At 40.8% G+C, this 951-nt stretch carries 2 protein-coding genes; both read right to left on the bottom strand.

The window, feature by feature from the left end; genetic code table 11:
• Window positions 1-57 precede the first annotated feature (57 nt).
• Window positions 58-744 (bottom strand): type 4a pilus biogenesis protein PilO, encoded by a 687-nt coding sequence (locus A3756_RS02745; protein ID WP_082865054.1) that lies wholly within the window; start codon window positions 742-744, stop codon window positions 58-60.
• Window positions 744-951: PilN domain-containing protein (locus tag A3756_RS02740; protein ID WP_197481123.1), on the bottom strand; the 208-nt coding region annotated here is incomplete at its 5' end. The genes A3756_RS02740 and A3756_RS02745, both read right to left, overlap by 1 nt.

Below are 951 nucleotides of genomic sequence, written 5' to 3'. Positions count from 1 at the left end.
CACAACCACTCAATAGAACACTTGATACGAGCACGAGAGACAAGAAAATTTTATTCATTATCTTCTCCTCCCTTTCTTCTTCTTAGATTGCCTACTTTTTTCTCTGTCTGCCTCAGTACCATAACGATATGTCTTCGCTTGCACAGTCATTTGCAGCTTATGACTGCTGCGCCCCTGACTATTTCCTTTAGACTTACTCTGCATCTTGGAAATATTCATATCATGCAAAGTCACGATTCGAGGCAAGCTTGCAACACCACTCACAAAAGACGCAATGTCATGATAAGTGCCGGCAACCACGATCTCCATTGGCAATTCAACATAGAACTCTTTAGAAACCTCGGGTTTCAACTGAATAGACTCAATTTCTAAGCCACTTCCCAGCCCGGTATTGGTAATATCTTCAAGTAGACCCGGAACCTCTGTTTTTGCAGGTAACTGCTTAAGAAGCACACCAAAAGATTTTTTCATGTCGTCCATCTGCAGACGAAAAGCCTCCAGATTTGCCACTTTATACGCTCTACTTTCATATTGTTGCTTCAAGTTTGCTTCTTCTGCAGCGACTCTATCAAATTCAGTATATTGATCCTGAATCAGGAAGAAATAACCGCCTACAATCAATACTAAAAATACAACAACTAAAACGACCGCTTTAACAGGTGCAGGCCATGAGCCTGCATTATTAAAGTCTATATCATTGGGATCAAAGCCTTTCAGGCTTTCCATAGATTCAGAAAAACCCACTATTTAGTCCCCTTTTCACTTGATTCCTGATCTTCAGCTAACTCAGGCGTCACCTGCTTAACACTAAGATCAAAACTATTTAGAGTCCCGTCATCACCTTTAATCGCACTCACGTCTTTCAGATTAGGGTTAGAAAACCAGACTGATGTTTCAAAGTTTCGCATCAAACCTGAAATACGGTTATTAGATTCAGCCAAACCCGTAATC

Source organism: Oleiphilus sp. HI0086 (genome assembly GCF_001635225.1).
Note: the sequence above shows the minus strand (reverse complement) of the source record. Positions and strands in the feature narration are given on the sequence as shown.